The organism is Actinomadura terrae, assembly GCF_022751215.1.
Lineage (GTDB): Bacteria > Actinomycetota > Actinomycetes > Streptosporangiales > Streptosporangiaceae > Spirillospora > Spirillospora terrae.
This window is the reverse complement of the sequence record NZ_JAICDG010000002.1, coordinates 1993634-2012817: the sequence shown is the minus strand read 5'-3', so window position 1 is coordinate 2012817 and position 19184 is coordinate 1993634. Positions and strand designations below refer to the sequence as shown.

Genomic DNA, 19184 nt, shown 5'->3' with positions numbered 1-19184 from the left:
GGTTACCCTAGAGCGCGACCAGCCCGGCTCTCACTCTTTCGAACAGGGCGGCCATCTCGACCGGCGTGAACTCCAGCACGGGCCCCTGCGGATCCTTGCTGTCCCGGACCCCGATGGTTCCCGAGAGCGGGGCAACCTCCACACAGTCACCGCCGGACGTGTTGCTGCGCGACGCCTCGCGCCAGGTGAGCGCCGCAACTTCGACGCAATCGCTCTGGTTGCCGCTCGTCCCACTGCGACTGGACTTACGCCAGGTGGTCATGTGTGCACCTCCGTTGGTGGGGGCAGTGCACGGATCAGATACCCGGGTGTGTGGACGGCAGAAACCCCCGGCCTACCGGGGTGACCGAGGGTTTCTGGGTGCCGGGGGCGGGTCAGGGGGTGTCGTGCTCGCCGCGCTTGATGGCGGTCATCAGGTCACGGAAGCTGGTGGTGGGGAGTGCGATCTTGGGGCCGTGGGGGTCCTTGCTGTCCCGGATGCCAACCGCCAGGGGGAACTCCGCGAGTTCAACACAGTCCCCACCATCGGACGTGCTCTTGCTTGCCTTGCGCCACATGGTCATGCGTACGTCCTCATCGCTTGCTGAATCGCGGTACGGGATTCCTCCGCGTTCCAGGCTAGATCACTGATCTGTTCCATGCGCCGCGCGTAGTGCTCAACGCGGTCAGGGTCCAAGATCAGCTTGCCGACCGTTCCGGCCGCTTCCGCGAACGCCATGTCAGCCCCTACGGTGAGAAGCTTGCACGAGCCATCGTGCCCGATATGCCATCCCATGTGTTGACCCACGACGCGCACGCTAGCCCCCGGACGCTCCGAGAGCTCCAGAAGGTACGCAAGTTGATCCCGCATCACTTGCGGATCCCTGCCGGGTGGGGACGAAAGCGCAACCCATGAGATGAAGGCAGACACTCGGGGCGGGTCCGCACGCCCCCATACGGCTGCCTGACGCTCCAGTCGGGTAGCCAGCGCTGCATCCACGTCCGAGAGAAGTCCGGCTGCGTGGCCTCGCTCGAACATGGTCCGCGCATAATCGGGTGTCTGCCACAGTCCGGGGACGGCCCCCATATCCCAAGAGCGGACGCGCGTGGCCCGAGCCTCGTACGCAGCCAGGGACGTCATCCAGTCGTCATCCGGGCGGGCGAGGGCGTGAGCCACCAGGTGCGCGAGCAGGCCGCGCAACTGCCAATAAGCGTCAAGGGCCGTTGCGTGCTCCGGAGACAACCGACGTGTCCCGTTTACTAACCGCGTGACGTGAGAGCGCGATACGTCCAAATACTCCGATACGCGAGCTTGGGACGTGCTCTGAACGTAGATCTGCCTACGCATCTCCACGGCAATTAGGTCCCACAGAGAACGCGCGGGATCGAGCGTCCGCGCCTTGTGTTCTCGCAGGCCAATCGTAGAAGGCCGCTGCTTTTCCGGCTCCGGTCGACGCTGCATTTCATGATCCAATTCGTTGCTCGACGTTCAAGGAACGTAGCGAACATACCTCGCGGCGGCGCATCCTGTACCCCGTTCGACAAATCCTCTGGCCTGCGAGGTGAGACCGGCTTATGGGTACGCATGCGCGACAAAAGCGGCCTATTCGGGCTAATCCGCCTGGTGTGGTGGGGGCGCCTCGGGGGTATCGGTTGCCGTTTCCTGGGGCCGTTCCTAATGGGGAGGGGCATCGGTCGGTGTCGGCGCTTCTGGAGGTGCTTACGCCGGTGCATTCGGAGCGGCTTTCGGCGCTTCGGATGGTGCTTGAGTGTTTCTCGGACGTGTCGGACATGGCGTGTGTGCTGGTGGAGTCGGACGGGTATCCGGCGCTGGCCGTCTCGCGGGTGGACGGGGTCGGCGGGACGCTCACTCTGGGGTGTGCGTATCACCGGGATCAGGGGCAGTGGTGGATCGTCGCGCGGTGCGCGGATGGGGGGACTGCTTGGCTTGCGCCTGCTCGGCAGCCACTCACAGCGGCCAATCTCGCGATCAGTGATATGCGGTGGAGGACGGCGTGAGCGCGCTGCGAATGGTCGCCGAGGTGGTGACCTACGGCGCTGGGTGCGGGGTCGTTGTCTGGGTCTTCGGCTTTGTTAGGCGGGGCTGAAATGGAGCCGGTGATGATGTCTCCGGCACGGCTTGCGCAGACGGCGGCCGCTGCGTTCGAGGAGGTCATGGCGGCGCAGGGGCGTCCTAAGGCGATCATCCGGCATGTCGCCGACACCGCGCGGGAGCGGGCGGAGGATGCGCTGGCTGAGCAGGCCGAGGTGCCTGCGGCGGACGCGTTCTGCACCGCGTTGAACGAGGTCTCCCGGCATGTCCGCGTCCTGCTGGAGGAGGCCGGATACCTGGGGGGCACGGTGACGATGATTCGCGATGCCGCGCATCGGCTCGGCAACCAGGTCTGCGGCAATGGCGATGCGGGCCATTCGGGGTTTTTGCGGGAGGCGCGGCGGGTCGTCCGGCCGGAGCGATAGACCGCGAACAGACTTCCGCGTGGTGGGTTCAGCCCCCCTTGACCACTGCGCGGATAGGCGGGCCCCGGGGCGGGGGTTGTACCCGAGATTCCCTGTCCTGGGGCCCGTGCCGAGATGCTCACACGGTTGCTTATCCGGGGAACCGTGTGAGCCCGCCGTCCGGTGTTCGAGACCCCCGCCAATACCGTCGGGCGGGTGCGGTCCACCGGACGGCGAGGGGCGGCCCCCGAGAACGACGAGCTCGGGGGCCGCCCGACAGGCCGGTCGTCCTCTAGTCGGGGAGGCCCGGAGCCCACAGTTGGTCGGCGTCTCCGGCGGCCAGGCGGCCCCGGTAGACGTCGATCTTGTGGTCGATGAGCGTCAGGTTCTCCTGGATTTCGGCGAGGCGGGCGCGGACGTCGGCGCGGTGGGCCTCCAGGAGCGCGAGGCGTTCCTGCTCGTTGCCGCGTCCGGCGGCGACGAGTTCGGCGTAGCGGCGGATGGACCTGATCGGCATGCCGGTGGCGCGGAGCCGCGTGCAGACGAGGATCCATTCGAGGTCGAGCCGGTGGTAGCGGCGCCAGCCGCCGGTGGTGCGGTCGACGGTGGTGACGACGAGGCCCGCGCGCTCGTAGTAGCGCAGGGTGTGGACGCTGACGCCGGTGCGGCGGGCGGCCTCCGCGATGGCGAGGCCCTCCGCCGGGATGTCGGGTCTCCGGTTGACTTCGAGCACGCTCTAAATTCTACCGTCCAAGGCATGAACCGACCTCCCGCCGACCACCGCCTCCTCGTCCTCGGCATCTGCTGCGCCAGCATGCTCGTCGTCGTGATGGACATCTCCATCGTCAACGTCGCGCTGCCCGCGATCCGCCGCGACCTGCACGCCTCGGTGACCGACCTGCAATGGACGGTCGACGCCTACACGCTCGTACTGGCCGGTTTCCTGCTGCTCGCCGGGTCCACGGCCGACCGGGTCGGGCGGCGGCGCGTCTTCCAGACCGGGCTGGCGCTGTTCGGGCTCGGGTCGCTGCTGTGCGGGCTCGCGCCGAGCATCGGCTGGCTGATCGGGGCACGCGCGCTCCAGGCCGTCGGCGGGACGATGCTCAACCCGGTGGCGATGGCGATCGTCGCCGCGACGTTCCCCGAGCCGGCCGAGCGGGCGCGGGCGATCGGCGTGTTCGGCTCGGTGTCGGGGCTGGCGCTGGTGCTCGGGCCGATCGCCGGCGGCGCCCTGGTCGACGCGTTCGGCTGGCGCTCGGTCTTCTGGGTCAACGTGCCGATCGTGGCCGTCGCGATCGTGGGCTGCGCGCTGTTCGTCCCCGAGTCGCGCGCCGCGCGGGCCCGTCGCTTCGACCCCGTGGGCCAGCTTCTGGTGGTGCTCACGCTGGGTGGGCTCGTGTACGCGATCATCGAGTCCCGGCGGCTGGGCTGGGACTCGCCGGTGATCCTCGCGCTGCTCGCCGCCGCCGTCCTCGGCGTGCTGGGCATCCTCGCCTACGAGCCGCGCCGTGCCGATCCGCTTTTGGAGCTGCGGCTGTTCCGCAGCACGCCGTTCAGCTTGGCGATCGTGATGGCGCTGTTCTCGCTGTGCGCTTTCAACGGGTACCTGTTCGTGACGACCCAGTACCTCCAGGACGTGCGCGGCATGTCGGCGCTCGCGACCGGGCTGTGCCTGCTCCCGGTCGGCGTGGTGACAATGGTGCTGTCGCCGCGCACCGGGCGGATCGTCGGGACGCACGGCCCCCGCCCGCCGCTGCTGGTCGCCGGGACCGCGCTCGCGCTCGGCGGCGCCGCGTCGCTGTGGCTCGGCCCGGCCACGCCGGTTCCGGCCGTGCTGGCGGTCTACCTGCTGTTCGGCGTGTTCCTCGCGACCGTCAACGCGCCGATCACCAACACGGCGGTGTCCGGGATGCCGCGTTCGATGGCGGGGGTGGCGGCCTCGCTCTCCTCCACCGGACGGCAGGTCGGGTCGACGCTGGGCGTCGCGGTCGCCGGGTCGATCGTGGGGTCCGGGGCGGACGGGAGCGCGTTCACGCATGCGGAGCGCGGGGTGTGGTGGCTGGTGACCGGGCTCGGCGCCGGGATCCTGGCCCTGTGCCTGATCAGCACCGGACGCCGCGCCCGGGACTCCGCGCGGCGCACCGCCGCGCTGTTCGACGAGGTCGAGGGCGGGCTGGCGACGTCCTAGGCGCGTGTTTCACGGTCGGGGCGCCGGGTAGAAGGCGCGCGTCCACGGAGTCAGGCGGGAGGCTGGGCATGGGTGTTCGCCAGTGGATCGGGTCGTGGCCCGTCTACCGGCAGGTCACCGGGTCCGACCGGCTCGGACGCGGCGCCGCCGCCAAGAGCGCGGGCAGCGAGCGGCTGACCGCGCGGGTGAGCACCGCCGACCGGGTCGTGAAGTCCATCTGCCCGTACTGCGCGGTCGGCTGCGGCCAGAACGTGTACGTGCAGGACGGGAAGGTCACGCAGATCGAGGGCGACCCCGACTCCCCCGTGAGCCGCGGGCGGCTGTGCCCGAAAGGCTCGGCGAGCCTCCAGCTGACGACCGGGGCGGCGCGGGAGCAGAAGGTGCTCTACCGGCGCCCGCACGGCACCGAGTGGGAGCCGCTCGACCTCGACGAGGCGATGGACATGATCGCCGACCGGGTCATCGCGGCCCGGCAGGAGGGCTGGCAGTGGGAGGACGACGGCGTCCGCGTGCGGCGGACGCTCGGCCTCGCGAGCCTCGGCGGCGCCACCCTCGACAACGAGGAGAACTACCTGATCAAGAAGCTGTTCACCGCGCTCGGCGCGGTGCAGATCGAGAATCAGGCGCGTATTTGACACTCCTCCACCGTTCCCGGTCTGGGAACCTCGTTCGGACGCGGCGGCGCGACCACCTTCCAGCAGGACCTGGCCAACGCCGACTGCATCGTCGTGCAGGGCTCGAACATGGCCGAGTGCCATCCGGTCGGGTTCCAGTGGGTGATGGAGGCGAAGGCGCGCGGCGCGAAGCTGATCCACGTCGATCCGCGGTTCACGCGGACGAGCGCGGTCGCGGACGTGCACGTCCCGCTGCGCGCGGGCAGTGACATCGCCTTCCTCGGCGGGATCATCAACTACGTCCTGAAGAACGAGAAGTACTTCCGCGACTACGTGGTCGCGTACACGAACGCGCCGGTGCTCCTCACCGAGGAGTTCCGCGACACCGAGGACCTCGACGGCGTGTTCTCCGGCCTGCACCCGGACTCGCGCAGCTACGACCCGAGGACGTGGCAGTACGCGGGCCTGGAGGTCCAGTCGGCCGCCGGGGAGCGGGACGCCGAGTACGAGGACCGCATCGAGGACGGGGAGCACGCCGAGTCGGTCGCGGAGGCCGGGCGCGGCGAGGCGCACGGGTCCGGCGGCGCGGACATCGGCGAGGGCGAGCCGGAGCGCGACCCGACGCTGGAGCATCCGCGCTGCGTGTTCCAGGTGCTGAAGCGGCACTTCGCCCGCTACACGCCGGAGATGGTGGAGCGGATCTGCGGCGTCCCACCGGAGCAGTTCCTGAAGGTGTGCGAGCTGGTCACCGAGAACTCCGGGCGCGACCGGACGACCGCGTTCGCCTACGCGGTCGGCTGGACGCAGCACACGGTCGGCGTGCAGTACATCCGGACGGCGTCGATCCTGCAAACGCTGCTCGGCAACATCGGGCGTCCCGGCGGCGGCATCCTGGCGCTGCGCGGGCACGCGTCCATCCAGGGCTCGACCGACATCCCGACGCTGTTCAACCTGCTGCCCGGCTACATTCCGATGCCGCACGCGCACACCAACGAGGACCTGGACGCGTTCATCGAGGCGGAGGCGACGCACAAGGGCTTCTGGGGCGACATGCGCTCCTACTTCGTCAGCCTGCTCAAGGCGTACTGGGGGGACGCGGCGACGGCGGACAACGACTTCCGGTTCGACTACCTGCCCCGGTTGACCGGCACCCACAGCACCTACGAGACGTGCGTGGCGCAGATCGACGGGGTGTGCAAGGGCTACTTCCTGCTGGGCGAGAACCCGGCGGTCGGGTCGGCGAACGCCAAGATCCAGCGGCTCGGGATGGCGAACCTGGACTGGCTGGTCGTCCGGGACTTCTCGCTGATCGAGTCGGCGACGTGGTGGAAGGACGGCCCCGAGGTCGAGACCGGCGAGACGCGTCCGGAGGACATCGGCACGGAGGTGTTCTTCCTGCCCGCCGCCGCGCACACCGAGAAGGACGGCAGCTTCACCAACACCCAGCGGATGCTCCAGTGGCACCACGCGGCGGTCGAACCGGCCGGGGACATCCGCAGCGACCTGTGGTTCACCTACCACCTGGGGCGGATCATCCGGGAGAAGCTGGCCGGGTCCGAGGACGAGATGGACCGGCCCCTGCTGGATCTGACCTGGGACTATCCCACGCACGGGGACCTCGCCGAGCCGGACGCCGAAGCCGTGCTCGCCGAGATCAACGGACGGGACGCGGAGGGGAGGCCGATCTCGTCGTACACGCAGTTGAAGCCGGACGGGTCCACCTCGTGCGGGTGCTGGATCTACGCGGGCGTGTACGCGGACGGCGTCAACCAGGCCGCGCGCCGCAAGCCCGGCCGCGACCAGAGCTGGGTGGCGCCCGAATGGGGCTGGGCGTGGCCCGCGAACCGGCGCGTCCTGTACAACCGCGCGTCCGCCGACCCCGACGGGAAGCCGTGGAGCGAACGCAAGGCGCTCGTCTGGTGGGACGCCGAGCAGGGCAGGTGGACGGGCCACGACGTGCCCGACTTCGTCGCCGACCGCCCGCCCGACTATCGGCCGCCGCCGGGCGCCAAGGGACCGGACGCGCTGGCCGGGGACGACCCGTTCATCATGCAGGCGGACGGCAAGGCGTGGCTGCACGTCCCGGCGGGCCTCGTGGACGGGCCGCTCCCGGCGCACTACGAGCCGCAGGAGTCGCCGTTCGCGAACCCGCTGTACGGGCAGCAGCGCAACCCCGTCCGGCACCTGCTGAAGCCGCACCCCGACGACCGGTCGGCGCCGAGCGGCCCCGACCCCGGCTCGGAGGTGTTCCCGTACGTGGCGACGACGTACCGGCTGACCGAGCACCACACGGCGGGCGGGATGTCGCGCTGGCAGCCGTACCTGGCCGAGCTGCAACCCGAGTTCTTCTGCGAGATCTCGCCCGAGCTGGCGGACGAGCGGGACCTGGAGCACGGCGGCTGGGCCACGATCGTGTCCGCGCGCGGCGTCATCGAGGCGCGGGTCATGGTCACCGCGCGGATGGCGCCGCTGACCGTGGACGGCCGGACGCTGCACCAGGTCGGTCTCCCCTACCACTGGGGGCCGAACGGCCTCAGCACCGGCGACGCCGCCAACGAGCTGTTGCACCTCGTCCTGGACCCGAACACCCACATCCAGGAGGCGAAGGCGCTGGCGTGCGACATCCGTCCGGGGCGGCGCCCGCGCGGGCCGGACGCGCTCGCGCTCCTGCGCGACTACCGCGACCGCGCCGGGATCACGGACCGGACCGGCACGGAGATGTGAGGGTCAGCGGACGACGAGGGCGTGCTCTCCGGCCGGGACCAGCTCGCCGATGACGGGCGCGCCGGAGATCTCGCCCGCGACGAGCAGGCCGCCGGAGGTCTGCGCGTCGGCCAGCAGGAGCCGCGTGACCTCGTCGGCCGCGCCGAAGTCGGTGTGCGGGGCGACCCAGTCGAGGTTGCGGCGGGTGCCGCCGCTGACGTAGCCCGCGCGGGCGGACGCGCGCGCCCCGTCCAGGTAGGGGACGGCGGCGGAGTCGAGCACGGCGGTCACCCCGGACGCGCGCGCCAGCTTGTACAGGTGGCCGAGCAGCCCGAACCCGGTGACGTCGGTGGCGCAGACGGCGCCCGCGTCGAGCGCGGCGGCCGACGCCGCCCGGTTCAGCTCGGCCATCGTCTCGACCGCGTGCGGGAACACCTCGCCGGTCGCCCGGTGCCGGTTGTTCAGCACGCCGACGCCGAGCGGCTTGGTCAGCGTCAGTGGCATCCCGGGGCGGCCCCGGTCGTTGCGGAGCAGCAGGTCGGGGTCGGCGACGCCGGTCACCGCCATCCCGTACTTCGGTTCGGCGTCGTCGACGCTGTGGCCGCCGCCGACCAGGCAGCCCGCCTCTGTCGCGACGTGCAGGCCGCCGCGCAGCACCTCGCGCGCCAGGTCGAAGGGGAGCCGCTCGCGCGGCCAGGCCAGCAGGTTCACCGCGACCAGCGGGCGGCCGCCGACCGCGTAGACGTCGGAGAGCGCGTTGGCGGCGGCGATGCGTCCCCAGTCGTAGGGGTCGTCGACGACGGGGGTGAAGAAGTCGGCGGTGGCGACGGCGGCGAGCCCGTCCGCGGCGCCCGGCAGCCGGACCACGGCCGCGTCGTCGCCGGTGTCGAGCCCGATCAGCAGCTCCGCCCGGGGGACGGGGGCGGCGAGCGCGGCGAGGCGGCCCACGACCTCCTCCAACTCGCCGGGCGGGATCTTGGAGGCGCAGCCGCCGCCGCTCGCGTAGCCGGTCAGACGTTCATATTCGATCGTGGAGGGATCGATCGTCTTCATAGTGTCCCTTCGGGGTGAACGCGGCAACGCCGCCGGAGGTCGTCCACCCGTACGGTGTACCCGCGCGCGTCGAGATGCTCCATGAGCGGGACGGCGACGCGACGAGTGGTACCCAGCGTGCGGCGAGCGTCACTGAGTGTGAAGGGTCGGTTCAGTTTCGCGAGGATCTCGGCGGCCCGCTCGTCGGCGCCCGGCAGCAGGACGATACCGTCGGCGATCCGCAGCAGCGCGCCCGCCGCGGCCGCCGCCGCGAGCAGTCGCGGGGTGAGGCCGAGGTCGGCGAGGCGTCCCGCGTCGGGGGCGCGGAAAGGGTCGTCGGCGAGGTCGCGCCGGACGGCGTCCACGGCAGCCTGGACGGGCGGCGGCAGCGCGGGCGCGGTGGCGGTGCCGTAGATCCTGCCGCCGCGCGCCCGGAGCCCGGCCTTCGTGGTGAGCGCCTCGACGAGCGCGCGGTCGGGCAGGCCGAGCGCGTGCCGGGCGGCATCGGCGGGCATGCCGGGGTCGGTCGGGTGGCGGGAGGCGTGCTCCTCGACGGCCGCGCCGAGCCGGTCCGCGAGCGCGACCCAGTGGCCGGGGTCGGCGAGCCAGTCCCCCGCGACCGGCTCGGACGGCGCCGGGACGCCCATCGCGACTAGGTCGGGCCGGCGGACCAGGCCGCGGCGGCGCAGCTCGTCCGCGCCGTTGGGGACGCCGGTCATGGCCGCCAGCTCGCGCGCCCGCGCCGCCGCCGCGCCGCGCCGGGCGAACGGGCCCGGACGGACGTCCAGCACCGTGACGCCCGCCGGGACGCGATGCCGCCCGGGGTCGCGCAGCAACGCGACGTCGCCGACGCGCAGCGGCAGCCGCCGGGTCGTGGAGAGCCGCGCGGTGTCGTCGCCGAGTGGGCGGACGCACACCGGCACGGCCGCCGTCCCCACGTGCAGCGTCAGCTCCCTCGGCAGGTCGTGGGCCGGGTCGCCGCGCAGCCGGACGTCGATCACGTCGGTCGTGAGCCAGTGGTCCGGGGTCAGCAGCGCGTCGCCTCGTCGCGGCCCGTCGGAGCCGCCGTGCAGGTTGACGGCGACGCGCGCGACGCCGCCGACCTCGTCCCGGTCGCGCTTGAGGCTTTGCAGGCCCCGCACGCGGAACGTCTCGCCGCCGGTCGCGGACGTGAGACGGTCGCCGACGCGGATCGTTCCAGCGCCGAGCGTGCCGGTCACGACGGTTCCCCGGCCCTGGACGGTGAACACCCGGTCGACCCAGAGCCGCACGTCCGCGCCGGGGTCGGGCGGGGGCAGCGCGCCGGTCAACCGGCGGAGGGCGGCGCGGAGATCACCCAGGCCGTGGCCGGTGACGCCGCTGACCGTCACGGCGTCGACCGCGCCGAGCGACGTGGCGGCGATGTGGGCAAGGGCGTCGTCGCGGACGCGGGCGGCGGCGTCCGGCTCGGCGAGGTCGGCGCGCGTCACGACGAGCAGGCCGTGCCGTACGCCGAGCGCGTCCAGGACCTCCAGGTGCTCCGCCGACTGCCGCTGCCAGCCCTGGTCGGCCGCGACCACGAACAGCACCGCCGGGACGGGGCCGACGCCCGCGAGCATCGTCGTGACGAGCCGCTCGTGTCCCGGCACGTCCACGAAGGCGAGCGGGGTTCCGGCGAGGTCGGTCCAGGCGAAGCCCAGCTCGATCGTCAGGCCGCGCCGCCGCTCCTCCTCCAGCCGGTCGGGCTCCATTCCGGTAAGCGCTCTGACCAGCGTGGACTTGCCGTGGTCGACGTGCCCGGCCGTGGCGACGACGTGCATTCAGATCCCTTTCTGCGCGCGCACCGCCGTACCGATGTCGCCGTCCTGAGATTGCGGGACGGCGCGCAGGTCGAGCAGGCACCGGCCGTCCTCCACCCGTCCCATCACCGCCGGGTCGCCCTGCCGGAGCCGGGCGGCGTAGGGCTCCGGCAGCGACACGGCCGCACTCGGCAGCACGACGCCCGGCGCGCCGCCACCGCCGACGGCGGCCTCGCTGTCGACGGCGCGCGCGTCCACGCCCGCGTCGCGGAGCGCAGCGGCGAGCCGTTCCGCGCGTTCGCGCAGCACCGCGACGTCGGCGTGCAGGGCCTCGTCGGTGGGCGTGCGCGGGCCCCGGAGCGTCGCCTCCAGCGCCGCGAGCGTCATCTTGTCGACGCGCAGCGCGCGCGCCAGCGGATGCCGGGCCATGCGCCGGACGAGGTCCTCGCGGCCGAGGACGATCCCGCACTGCGGGCCGCCGAGCAGCTTGTCGCCGGACCCCGTGACGAGGTCGGCGCCCGCCGCGAGCCGCCCGGACGCGTCGGGCTCGTCCGGCAGCAGCGGGTCGGGGCCGAGCAGGCCGGAGCCGATGTCGGCGACGACCGGCACGCCGAGGCCGGTCAGCTCCGACACATCGGCCTCGCGCGTGAACCCGGTCATCGTGAAGTTGGACGGGTGGACCTTGAGCACGAAGCCGGTCTCCTCCCCGACCGCCGCCGCGTAGTCGTCGGGCGAGGTGCGGTTGGTGGTGCCGACCTCCCGCAGCCGCGCGCCGGTCGCGGCGAGCAGCTCGGGGATGCGGAACCCGTCGCCGATCTCCACCAGCTCGCCCCGGCTGACGATGATCTCCCGTCCGGGGGCGAGCGCGGTCGCGGCCAGCACGAGCGCCGCCGCGCCGTTGTTGACGACGTGCGCGGCCCCGGCGCTCGGCACCCGTTCCAACAGCGCGGCCAGCGCCGACCGTCCGCGACGGGCCCGGGTGCCCGTCGCCAGGTCGAGCTCGACGTCGGTCGCGCCGGAGGCGAGCACGACCGCCTCCCGCGCCGCCGCCGACAGCGGCGCCCGCCCGAGGTTGGTGTGCAGCAGCACGCCGGTCGCGTTGACCACGGCCCGCAGCCCGGACGCGGTGCCCGGCAGCGCCGCGACCGCCGCGGCCGCCACGTCCTCCGCCGGAATCTCGCCCGCCCGCGCCCGCCGCTGCGCGGTGACGACGGCCGCCTTCACGACGCCGCGGCCGAGCCGTCCGGCGGCCTCGGTGAGGCGCGGGTCGGCGAGCAGCACGTCGGTGCGGGGGATGCGCCGCCGCCCGTCTCCGGGAGTGACCGGTGCCTCACGCTCCATGCCGCCAGCATCGCACGCCCGGGCACCCGGGTTGCGCTCCGCCCGGCCCGCTTGTTATGCATGAGTCATGCATGAACGGTTGGCGAACCTGCTCGGCGCCACCGCGTTGGCGGTGACCGACCTCGTGCTCGACGAGGCCACCGGGGCGGCCGGGGTGAGCGCGAGCGGCGCTTCGGCGCTGATCGTGCTGTCGGCCGCCCCCGATCTCGGCGTCACCGAGCTCGGGCGGCGGGTCGGCCTCAGCCAGTCCGCCGCCGCGCGCTTGGTGGACGGGCTGGAGGCCGCGGGCCTCGCCGAGCGCCGCCGGAGCGGGGGGCGCGCCGTCCACGTCCGCCTCACCCGGCGGGGCGAGGACGCGGCGGCGCGGATGCTCACTGCTCGCGCCGCGCCCCTCACCGGCACGCTCGCGGCCTTGGACGACTCCGAGCGCGAGACGCTGGCCGCGCTGCTGTCGAAACTCCTGGCCCGGCTGTACGAGCAGGTCGGCGACTCGGAGGTCCTGTGCCGCATGTGCGACCGCACGTGCTGCACGGCGGGCGCCGTCTGCCCCGTCGGCCAGGCCGAACGCGACGCGGCGAAAGCATGACGGGAGCGTGGGCGGCGCTCGGCTCGGCGCTCGCCTATGGGGTCGCCGATGTCGCGGGCGGGCTGCTGTCGCGGCGCGCGGGCTTCGCGGGCGTCGCGCTCCTCGGCCAGCTCGGCGGCCTCGGCTGCGCGCTGGTCGCCGCGCTGCTCGTGCCCGCGCCCGGCGTCACCGCCGCCGACCTCGGCTGGGGCGCGCTCTCCGGCGTCGGGACGGGGATCGGCATGGTGTTCCTCTACCGGGGGCTCAGCCGGGGGCACATGAGCGTGACGGTGCCGGTCAGCGCGGTCGGCGGGGTGGCGCTGCCGGTGGCGGCCGGGGTGGCGTTCCTCGGCGACCGTCCGACGGCGGCGGCGTGGGCGGGGATCGCCGTGGTGCTGCCCGCGCTGTGGCTGGTGTCGCGGTCGCCTGCCGGTGCCGAGGGCGCGACGCGTCCCGCGATCGTGAACGGGCTCCTCGCCGGGGCCGGGATCGGCGTCCAGTACCTCGCGTTGGCGCGGGCGGGCGCGGACGCGGGGCTCTGGCCCGTCGCGATCGGACGGGTCGCGGCCGTCCTCGCGATCGCCCCCGCCGCCTGGCCGGACATCCGGGGCCGGGCGGGCGAGCGGCGGTTCCCGGCGGGGAGGGTCGCGGTGCTCTCGGCGCTGACCGGCGGGATCGCGGCGGCGGCGCTCGTCCTGTACCTGCTGGCGACGCGGGAGCAGCTGGTCGTCGTCGCGGTCGTGCTGTCGTCGCTGTATCCGGTGGTGCCGGTGCTGCTCGGCGTCACCGCCCTGCGCGAGCGCCTCTCGGCCGCGCAGGCGGTCGGCCTCGCGGGCGCGGGCGCAGCCGTCGTGCTCCTGACCCTGCCGGGCCCCTAGCCGCGCAGGAGGTCGGCGACCGCGGCGATCCCGTCCCGGACGGCGCCCTCGGTCAGCCCGCCGAACCCGAGCACGAGGCGCGGCGGGTCGGCGGCGCCGGACGCGCGGTAGGTGCTCATCCCGTACAGCCCGACCGACCGCCTGCGCGCCGCGCCCACCACCCGCCGCTCGTCCGCACCGGCGGGCAGGTGCGCGACGGCGTGGAACCCGGCGTCCAGCCCGGTCAGCTCGACGCCCGGCGCGTGCTCGGCGAGCGCGACCACCAGCGCGGCGCGCCGCCCGGCGTAGACCCGGCGCATGTGCCGCAGGTGCCGCCCGTACCGGCCGGACCCGATCAGCGCGGCGAGCGCGAACTGGTCCAGGACGGGCGAGCCGCGGTCGTCCTGCCGCTTCTCCTCGGCGACCGCGCGGGTCAGCGCGGGCGGGCAGAGCACCCAGCCGAGCCGGAGGGCGGGCGCCAGCGACTTGCTGACGGTGCCGATGACCACGACGTGCGCGGGCGCGAGGCCCTGGACCGCGCCGACGGGCTCGCGGTCGTAGCGGAACTCGGCGTCGTAGTCGTCCTCGACGACGAGCGCGTCGCGGTCGCGGGCCCAGTCGGCGAGGGCGCGGCGCCGCTCGGGCGCGAGCACGACGCCGGTCGGCCACTGGTGGGCGGGCGTGACGAGGACCGCGCGGGCACCGGACGCGGCGAGCGCGGCCACGTCGATGCCGTCGCCGTCGACCGGGACGGGGACCGCCGCCACCCCGGCGCGGGCCGCCGCCTCCATCGTCGCGCCGTCGCCGTAGCCGGGGTCCTCGAACGCCACCCGGCGGACGCCGCGCCGCGCGAGCACCCGCAGCACCAGGTTGAGACCCTGCGCGAAACCCGAGCAGACCACGACGTCCTCCGGTTCGGCGACCGCCGCGCGGACGCGGCGCAGGTACCCGGCGAGGACGTCGCGGAGCACCGCGCTCCCGCGCGGGTCGCCGTAGCCGAGTTCGGCGGCCGGTGCCGTCCGGGCGGCCTCGTGCTGCGCCCAGGCCCAGTCGCCGCGCGGGAAGGACGCGAGGTCGGGAAGGCCCGCCGCGAAGTCGATCCGCACTCCGGGCGCCGCGCCCTCGACCGGGGCGGCCGGAGCGGCGGCCGGCTCCACGCGGACCGGCGCGACCCGCGTGGACGAACCCGCCCGGGCACACAGATATCCCTCGGCGGTGAGCTGGCCGTAGCATTCCTGGACGAGCCCTCGGGAGATGCCGAGCTGCCGGGCCAGGTCTCGGGACGAGGGCAGCCGCTCCCCTGCCTTCAGCCGCCCGGTGCAGATCGCGTCGCGCAGCCCCGTCTCCAGCTGGGCGCGCAGGGTCTCCGCGCCGTCGCGGTCGAGGCTCAGCAGCAGCTCCGGAGTCGAACCGGCCCACTGAATCGCCATGGAACTGGACCATACAGGAGGCCGCTTATCGTCCTACGGTCGTCGGCATGAGCGAGCAGATCCAGGTCGCCCCGGGGGCGCCGGTCACCCGTCCCCCACTGGTCAGCAGGCCGCTGGCGCTGTTGTTCGTGTCCACGTTCTGCGCGACGACGAGCTTCCACCTGCTGTTCTCGGTCGTCCCGCTGTACGCGGCGTCCGGCGGGGCGGGCGACGGCGGGAGCGGCGTCGCGGCCGGACTGGCGACCGGCGCGCTGATGCTGTCGACCGTGGCGGCCGAGCTGGTCTCGCCCCGGCTCATCAACCGGTACGGGCACCGGGCGGACCTGGCGTTCGGACTGGTGCTGCTCGGGGTGCCCGCGCTCGCGCTGCCGCTCTCGGCGGGGATGCCGATGGTCCTCACGGTCAGCCTGGTGCGCGGGCTGGGCTTCGGGGTCATGGTCGTGGTGTCGGGCGCGCTGGTGGCGGCGCTGGTCCCGGCGGAGCGGCGCGCGGAGGGCCTCGGCGTGTCCGGGATCGTCGTCGGCGTCCCGGCGGTGCTGGCGCTGCCGCTCGGCGTCTGGCTCGCCGGGCACGTCGGCTACACGCCCGTGTTCGTGGCGGGCACGGTCGCGGCGCTGGTCGCGCTCGCGCCGCTGCTCGGGCTGCCCGGGCTGCCCGGCCGCCGCTCCGGCGGGGAGGCGCGGGAGGAGGGCTTCGGGATGCTGGCCGGGCTGCGGTCCCCGGTGCTGGTGCGCATGTCGGTCCTGTTCGGGACGTCCGCGATGGGCGCGGGGATCGTCGTCACGTTCCTGCCGACGGCGGTCGGCGACGTCGCGGCGGCGGCGCTGCTCGTCCAGGCCGCGACCGCGACGCTGGCGCGCTGGTGGGCCGGGCGGTTCGGGGACCGGCACGGCTCCCGGCGGCTGCTCGTCCCCGGGCTGCTGATCTCGGGGGCGGGCATGGCCGGGCTCGTCGCCACCGACAGCCCCGCGCTGACCGTGGCCGCGATGGCGCTGTTCGGCGTGGGGTTCGGCGTGATGCAGAACGCGAGCCTGGCCGTGATGTTCGAGCACGTGCCCGTCTCCGGGTACGGGACGGTCAGCGCCGTGTGGAACCTCGCCTACGACGGCGGGATGGGCGTCGGCGGCACCGGGTTCGGGCTGGTCGCCGCGCAGACCGGTTACCCGTCGGCGTTCCTGCTGACCGGCGTGGCCATGGTGGTCACGCTTCCGCTGATCCTCCGCCGCCCCTGATCCGGGCCTCGATGCGCGCGACGTCGCCGCGCTCGGCCGGGGGCAGCGGCGCCCCGGCGGCGGCGCGGGCGGCGGACGCGGCGTCCAGCGCCTTCGCGGCGTCCTCGACGCGCCCGGCGAGCGCGTGCGCCCCGGCCGTGCCTTCGAGGGCGAGCGCGACCGCGCGCGGGTGGCCGGTGGCGCGGGCCGCCGCGAGCCCCTCGGCGTGCAGGGCGAGCGCCGTGTCCGCGTCGCCGCGCAGCTCGGCGATGAACCCGAGTTCGGCGAGCAGGAACGCCAGGCCGGGCGCGCCGTCGATGGCGCGGCACCAGTCGAGCCAGCCGCGCAGCCGGGTTTCCGCCGCGTCCAGCCGGCCGCGCCGCCGCTCCGCGAGCGCGAGCCCGACGTCGGCGAAGTGCTCGGCCCGCCGGTGCGACTCGCGGACCGCCAGCCTCCGGCCCCGCTCGTGCAGGTCGTCGGCGCGCTCGTGGTCGCCGGTGAGCAGCGCGATCCGGCCGAGGCGGGAGAGCCGCGCGGACGCCTCCGTCCACAGGCCGAGCTCCTCGGCGTCGCGCAGCGCGTCCTCGTGCAGCGCGGCGGCGCGGGTGTAGTCGCCGGTGACCTCGGCGATCAGGCCGAGCGTGTCGGAGACCTGGAGCCGCCCCCAGCGGTCGCCCGCCGCGCCGAACAGCTCCAGGGCGCGCGCGCCGTCGCGGGCCGCCGCGTCGAGATCGCCTCCGGCGACCGCCTGCGCGGCGCGGGTCGCGAGCGCCGCAGCCTCGCCCCAGCGGTCCCGCAGCGCCCGGAACCCCGCCAGCGCGGCGCCGGTCAGGTCGTCGATCGCCGCGAGGTCGCCGAACCCGGTCCGGGCGAAGCCGAGGAACCAGTGCGCCCAGGCCCTCCCCCACGGGTCGTCCACGCCGTCGTAGGCGGCGAGCGCGGCCCGGCAGCGCGCGTCGCGGTCGGTGCCGTCGCCGTCGAGCATGGTGAATCCGGTGTGCCACGTCCGCGCCCTGGCCAGCGCGGCGGGCGCCCCTCCCGGGACGGTCATGGCCTGCGCCAACGCCCGGCACGCCTCGCTCGGACGGCCCCACAGGAACCAGCACCACCCCATGGCGTTGACCAGCCGAAACGCGGAATCCGCGTCGCCCTCGTGGACGGCCGTGTCCAGCGCCGTCTTGAGATTGCCGGTCTCCAGCCGCATCTCGGCGAGCGCCTGCCGCTGGTCCGCGCCGCGCAGGCGGGGTTCAGCCCGTTCGGCGAGCGCCGTGTAGTGGCGGAAGTGGCGGCGCCGCGTCTCCTCGTACTCCCCTACTTCGCGCAACCGCTCGACGCAGTACGCGGCCACCGACTCCAGCATGCGGTAGCGCGGGCCGTCCCCCACCACGACCAGCGAACGGTCGACGAGCCGCGCCAGCACCTCCACGCCGCTCTGGGCGCCCACGCGCAGGGCCGCGTCGAGCGACGCGCCGCCCGTGTGCACCGCGAGGCGCCGCAGCATCGCCCGCTCGTCCTCGGCGAGCGGCTCGTAGCTCCAGTCGATGACCGCGCGCAGCGTCCGCTGCCGGGCCGGGGCGTCCCGGGCGCCGGAGGACAGCAGCCGGAACCGGTCGTCCAGGCGCCGCGCCAGCTCCACCACGCCGAGCGCCCGGACGCGGGTGGCCGCCAGCTCCAGCGCCAGGGGGAGCCCGTCGAGCCGCGCGCAGATCACCGCGACCGCCTCCGACTTCTCGGCGAGCCCGGCGCGGGCCATGAACAGCTCCGCCGCCGCGTCGGCGGTCAGCGGCGCGACCGCGCGCAGGTGCTCGCCGCCGATGCCGAGCGGCTCCCGGCTCGTCGCGAGGATCCGCAGGTCGGGGACGTCGCGCAGCAGCGCCGCCGCCAGCCGCGCGACCGGCTCCAGCACGTGCTCGCAGTTGTCCAGGACGAGCAGCGCCCGCCTGCCGCGCAGCGCCCCGGCCAGCCGTCCCGCCGGGCCGCCCGGGATTCCCGCGTCCTCCCGCAACCCCAGCACGCCCGCGACCAGCGCGGCGACCTCGTCGGCCGACGCGCCGGACGCGGCGCCCTCGTCCAGCGCGACCAACCAGACCCCACCGCCAGGGTGTTTCCGCGCCGCCGCGACCGCCAGCCGCGTCTTGCCGACGCCGCCGGGGCCGTGCAGCGTCACCAGCCGCGCGGCGCCGAGCAGGTCGGCGACCTCCCGCACGTCCGCGTCGCGGCCGACCAGCGCGCTCACCTCGGCGGGCAGGTTGGACACCGCCGCGCGCCGCCCCTCGTCGTCCTGCCGGAGGATCGCGCGGTGCAGGGCGGTGAGGTCCGGGCCGGGGTCGGCGCCGAGGTCGTCGCGGAGCCTGCGGCGGTGCTCCTCGAACGCCGCGAGCGCCTCGGCGGGACGGCCCGTCCGGTACAGGGCGCGCATGTGGGCGGCGCGGAGCCGCTCCCGCAGCGGATGCTCGGCCACAAGCGGACGCAGCTCGGCGGCCAGGGCCTCGTGCTCGCCGAGGTCCAGCCGCGCCTCGGCCCGCCCCTCGACGGCCGCGAGGCGCAGCTCGTCCAGCCGGGCGATCTCGGGGGCGGCGAACGCGGCGTCCTCGAACCCGGCGTAGGCGAGGCCGCGCCACAGCCCTAGCGCCTCGTCCAGCAGCGCGGCGCGGACGGACGGCTCCGCCGCCTCCCGGCTCCGCGCCGCCAGCTCCTCGAACCGCGCCGCGTCGTCGGCGCGCGCGGCCAGCCGGTAGCCGGGCGGGCGTGACTCCACCAGCGCGCGGGCGCCGGGCTCGGCGTCCTCCAGGGCGCGGCGGAGCTGGGAGACGCGCGCCTGGAGGGTCGCGGCCGGGTTGGCGGGCAGCGCGTCGCCCCACAGGTCGTCGATCAGCCGCGCGGACGGGACGACCCGTCCCGCGTGCGCGAGCAGATCCGCCAGCAGCGCGCGAACCTTCAGGTCGGCGACCCGGACCGGCACGCCCTCCCCGGTCCGCACCTCCAGCGGACCGAGTACCCCGAAGCGCATACCGCCACCGTAATCCGAC

General features: G+C 74.5%; 15 protein-coding genes. 6 read left to right on the top strand and 9 right to left on the bottom strand.

From position 1 onward, the window contains the following. Positions 1-7 precede the first annotated feature (7 nt). The 3 genes from K2F47_RS19180 to K2F47_RS19170 all read right to left on the bottom strand — a co-directional run bounded on the left by K2F47_RS19180 (position 8) and on the right by K2F47_RS19170 (position 1327). A complete protein-coding gene (locus K2F47_RS19180) occupies positions 8-262 on the bottom strand; it encodes a DUF397 domain-containing protein (RefSeq protein WP_242905633.1) in 255 nt (84 codons plus the stop codon). Positions 263-374: 112 nt separating this feature from the next. After that, positions 375-563 carry a DUF397 domain-containing protein gene (locus K2F47_RS19175; protein ID WP_242905632.1) on the bottom strand — a complete coding sequence of 63 codons (189 nt, stop codon included), beginning with the start codon at positions 561-563 and terminating at the stop codon, positions 375-377. Then, positions 560-1327, bottom strand: a complete 768-nt coding sequence (locus K2F47_RS19170; protein WP_372490874.1) for a Scr1 family TA system antitoxin-like transcriptional regulator — start codon at positions 1325-1327, stop codon at positions 560-562. Before K2F47_RS19170 ends, K2F47_RS19175 begins: the two co-directional genes overlap by 4 nt. A gap of 761 nt (positions 1328-2088) precedes the next feature. Here K2F47_RS19170 and K2F47_RS19165 point away from each other — a divergent pair. Then, positions 2089-2457: a hypothetical protein gene (locus K2F47_RS19165; protein WP_242905631.1), complete on the top strand. Its 369-nt coding sequence runs from the start codon at positions 2089-2091 to the stop codon at positions 2455-2457. A gap of 271 nt (positions 2458-2728) precedes the next feature. Here the strand turns inward: K2F47_RS19165 and K2F47_RS19160 are convergent, their stop codons facing one another. Further along, on the bottom strand, positions 2729-3169 hold the full coding sequence (locus tag K2F47_RS19160) for a MerR family transcriptional regulator (RefSeq protein ID WP_242905630.1): 441 nt from the start codon (positions 3167-3169) through the stop codon (positions 2729-2731). A gap of 24 nt (positions 3170-3193) precedes the next feature. On the opposite strand from K2F47_RS19160, the gene K2F47_RS19155 reads away from it, so the two are divergent. Together K2F47_RS19155 and fdh are read left to right on the top strand one after the other, a co-directional pair. Further along, positions 3194-4624: an MFS transporter gene (locus K2F47_RS19155; RefSeq protein ID WP_242905624.1), complete on the top strand. Its 1431-nt coding sequence runs from the start codon at positions 3194-3196 to the stop codon at positions 4622-4624. 68 nt (positions 4625-4692) lie between these two features. Then, complete coding sequence (gene fdh / locus K2F47_RS19150) at positions 4693-7962, top strand: formate dehydrogenase (protein ID WP_242905622.1); 3270 nt, start codon at positions 4693-4695, stop codon at positions 7960-7962. 3 nt (positions 7963-7965) lie between these two features. On the opposite strand, the gene selD is transcribed toward fdh, so the two are convergent. Genes selD through selA form a run of 3 tightly spaced genes read right to left on the bottom strand, consistent with a single transcriptional unit; the run spans position 7966 to position 12092 of the window. Then, positions 7966-8994: a selenide, water dikinase SelD gene (gene selD, locus K2F47_RS19145; protein ID WP_242905621.1), complete on the bottom strand. Its 1029-nt coding sequence runs from the start codon at positions 8992-8994 to the stop codon at positions 7966-7968. Next, on the bottom strand, positions 8991-10772 hold the full coding sequence (locus K2F47_RS19140) for a selenocysteine-specific translation elongation factor (protein WP_242905619.1): 1782 nt from the start codon (positions 10770-10772) through the stop codon (positions 8991-8993). Before K2F47_RS19140 ends, selD begins: the two co-directional genes overlap by 4 nt. Continuing rightward, positions 10773-12092, bottom strand: a complete 1320-nt coding sequence (gene selA / locus K2F47_RS19135) for an L-seryl-tRNA(Sec) selenium transferase (protein WP_242905617.1) — start codon at positions 12090-12092, stop codon at positions 10773-10775. Positions 12093-12159: 67 nt separating this feature from the next. On the opposite strand from selA, the gene K2F47_RS19130 reads away from it, so the two are divergent. Then, on the top strand, positions 12160-12678 hold the full coding sequence (locus tag K2F47_RS19130; protein ID WP_242905605.1) for a MarR family winged helix-turn-helix transcriptional regulator: 519 nt from the start codon (positions 12160-12162) through the stop codon (positions 12676-12678). After that, positions 12675-13535, top strand: a complete 861-nt coding sequence (locus K2F47_RS19125; RefSeq protein WP_242905597.1) for an EamA family transporter — start codon at positions 12675-12677, stop codon at positions 13533-13535. Before K2F47_RS19130 ends, K2F47_RS19125 begins: the two co-directional genes overlap by 4 nt. Here K2F47_RS19125 and pdxR read toward each other — a convergent pair. Continuing rightward, positions 13532-14944 (bottom strand): MocR-like pyridoxine biosynthesis transcription factor PdxR, encoded by a 1413-nt coding sequence (gene pdxR, locus K2F47_RS19120; protein ID WP_242905595.1) that lies wholly within the window; start codon positions 14942-14944, stop codon positions 13532-13534. The genes K2F47_RS19125 and pdxR overlap by 4 nt on opposite strands. Positions 14945-14991: 47 nt before the next feature. Here pdxR and K2F47_RS19115 point away from each other — a divergent pair, with 47 nt between their 5' ends. Continuing rightward, positions 14992-16176, top strand: a complete 1185-nt coding sequence (locus K2F47_RS19115) for an MFS transporter (protein ID WP_242905593.1) — start codon at positions 14992-14994, stop codon at positions 16174-16176. Here the strand turns inward: K2F47_RS19115 and K2F47_RS19110 are convergent. Next, positions 16145-19165, bottom strand: coding sequence for an AfsR/SARP family transcriptional regulator (locus tag K2F47_RS19110; protein ID WP_242905591.1), 3021 nt, complete (start codon positions 19163-19165; stop codon positions 16145-16147). The two genes, K2F47_RS19115 and K2F47_RS19110, sit on opposite strands and share 32 nt — an antisense overlap. Between the last annotated feature and the right edge of the window lie 19 nt (positions 19166-19184).

Coding starts and splice junctions, on each gene's coding strand:
- K2F47_RS19180 (WP_242905633.1), bottom strand. CDS start 262: ATGACCACCTGGCGTAAGTCCAGTCGCAGTGGGACGAGCGGCAACCAG.
- K2F47_RS19175 (WP_242905632.1), bottom strand. CDS start 563: ATGACCATGTGGCGCAAGGCAAGCAAGAGCACGTCCGATGGTGGGGAC.
- K2F47_RS19170 (WP_372490874.1), bottom strand. CDS start 1,327: ATGCGTAGGCAGATCTACGTTCAGAGCACGTCCCAAGCTCGCGTATCG.
- K2F47_RS19165 (WP_242905631.1), top strand. CDS start 2,089: ATGGAGCCGGTGATGATGTCTCCGGCACGGCTTGCGCAGACGGCGGCC.
- K2F47_RS19155 (WP_242905624.1), top strand. CDS start 3,194: ATGAACCGACCTCCCGCCGACCACCGCCTCCTCGTCCTCGGCATCTGC.
- selD (WP_242905621.1), bottom strand. CDS start 8,994: ATGAAGACGATCGATCCCTCCACGATCGAATATGAACGTCTGACCGGC.
- K2F47_RS19140 (WP_242905619.1), bottom strand. CDS start 10,772: ATGCACGTCGTCGCCACGGCCGGGCACGTCGACCACGGCAAGTCCACG.
- selA (WP_242905617.1), bottom strand. CDS start 12,092: ATGGAGCGTGAGGCACCGGTCACTCCCGGAGACGGGCGGCGGCGCATC.
- K2F47_RS19130 (WP_242905605.1), top strand. CDS start 12,160: ATGCATGAACGGTTGGCGAACCTGCTCGGCGCCACCGCGTTGGCGGTG.
- K2F47_RS19125 (WP_242905597.1), top strand. CDS start 12,675: ATGACGGGAGCGTGGGCGGCGCTCGGCTCGGCGCTCGCCTATGGGGTC.
- pdxR (WP_242905595.1), bottom strand. CDS start 14,944: ATGGCGATTCAGTGGGCCGGTTCGACTCCGGAGCTGCTGCTGAGCCTC.
- K2F47_RS19115 (WP_242905593.1), top strand. CDS start 14,992: ATGAGCGAGCAGATCCAGGTCGCCCCGGGGGCGCCGGTCACCCGTCCC.
- K2F47_RS19110 (WP_242905591.1), bottom strand. CDS start 19,165: ATGCGCTTCGGGGTACTCGGTCCGCTGGAGGTGCGGACCGGGGAGGGC.